This window comes from Bartonella sp. MM97QHHN, assembly GCF_042194285.1.
GTDB lineage: Bacteria > Pseudomonadota > Alphaproteobacteria > Rhizobiales > Rhizobiaceae > Bartonella.
The window spans coordinates 1-1,924 of the sequence record NZ_JBHIMS010000072.1; the positions used below are offsets into that span (position 1 = coordinate 1).

Genomic DNA, 1,924 nt, shown 5'->3' on the forward strand with positions numbered 1-1,924 from the left:
CTTTTTTTTGCACAGGCCTATAAAAATGGGGAATTAGACGATATTCTAACGCGCAAGAAGCCAAAACAGCGCTCGATAAGTTTCACAGCAGCAATGCGCGTTCTTAAAACACAAGGGTGGTTTTCTACGGAGCCTAGAAAAATGTGGTTGGTTTTGCCCGACCGCTTTATTCAATTTGATTTTGGTTTTATACGTCTTCATGATAATTACAATGTCCGTATTGAAGCTGAAATATCTAATGAAATTATTTCTGTAGCTTGTAAATATATTCACTATAGTGGGGAGTATCGGTGCATATCACCTACAAATACTTATAATTCTTTTAACACGATTGGGGGGGGGATTTTTAGTGGTTTTGATAAAGGCATTGATATTTGTGTAGAGACATTAGATGAGCAAGAGCTTATCAAAATCTCTGAGCGAATAATACAATGGGCACGTGCCCAAGATTTACAAGCATCAATAGAAAGCAAAACACGTGTTCAAAAGTATAGCTACAATATACGTATAGTCTGGCATTTAGCTTGTTTAGCATTGACAGGTCAAATTGATATCCTGAAATCTTATCAAAATTTTTTAGAAGNAGCTTGTTTAGCATTGACAGGTCAAATTGATATCCTGAAATCTTATCAAAATTTTTTAGAAGCCGGTACGATTTCTGGACATTTAGAAGACCGTGAAGTGGAGAAGTATGTTAATCACGCAGTTCAATTTGCTGAAGAGCATCTGAAAATCTTTAATGAGCGAAAAGCCATAGATGATCGTCTTAGTTTGCAAGATTTGTCTTTTCTTAATACAGTTTCTGAAGACTTAAAAAGGATGGGGTGGATAGTTTATCGCGATAAGAACTATGATCGCAATGCTTATTTTGTAAGTAAAGACCGTATCATCAATATAATGTACAGTCTTCAAAGTGATGAAGAAGAGCCGATTGTTGTATTTAAGGCTTCGCTTTCAACACTTGGCTTTTCTACTGCTCATAGAGAGATGTTTCCTAGATTGCCCCAATATATAGCTCTCAAAGAGGCAGAAGAATTTTATACAGTTTCTAGTACTGAATTGGATGAAGGCAAGCTAAAGGAGATTTGTACAGATATACTTGAGTGGGCTGATCGGCAAAATGTCAATCAAATCATCTATGATTATGCCGCTTTGCCAACAAACAGTGAAGCTCACCTTGTGGCACGTCACTTTATAGCACTCATTCTGATTGGTGATATTGAAAAGCTCAAATTTTATAAGGAAAGTTTCAGGGCAAAGAACCATCTAGGCTTTGTGGAAGGTATCACGAAATATACGATTGACAACTCTCTTACTCTTGCACGGGGTTATCGAGCAGGTTTTCCGAAAAATGCACCGATTTTAAGCTTGGATGCGCAAACAGCATCTGTTGCTTCTAAAACAACTTCTGTTGAAGTGGCAGAAGAAGTAAATGAAGCGGATGACACTGATGATCGTCTCACCATGGAAAGTGCTCATGCACTTTTAAAAATCCTAGGCTGGTCAACCGAGAAAATCAATGAGAATGATTATATGGCAAGCTATCAATTGGCTGATCGTGAAGTAGATATTCTTTATAACGACGAAATTGCCAAAGACTACCCGCAATTTGATAGCGCCTTTATGATTAGCACGGGCATTCTTTCCACCGCTTGTAAATTCATTGATCCTACCCACACGGAAGATATTCCAGATATACAGCTTAATTTTGAAGCCAAGGGATTAGAAATCTTTGAACCAGAAGTTACTGCGGATCGCTTAAAGCAAGCACTTGATGATGCGCTAGAATGGTCAGTCAAAGACATTGACCTTTCTAAAAGACTTCGCTCTGATTATGGTATAGCTCCTTGGGAAAAAGGCGCCACGTCTAAAGCAAACGATACGGATTATGCTTTACTTCATCTTGGCGCTCTTGCCTTATTGG

1 protein-coding gene is annotated in these 1,924 nt (G+C 38.2%); it reads left to right on the forward strand.

The window, feature by feature from the left end; all coding sequences use genetic code 11:
• A partial coding sequence (locus tag ACFIJW_RS03990) for a DUF6990 domain-containing protein (RefSeq protein WP_375633382.1) occupies positions 1-1,924 on the forward strand: 1,924 nt, incomplete at both ends.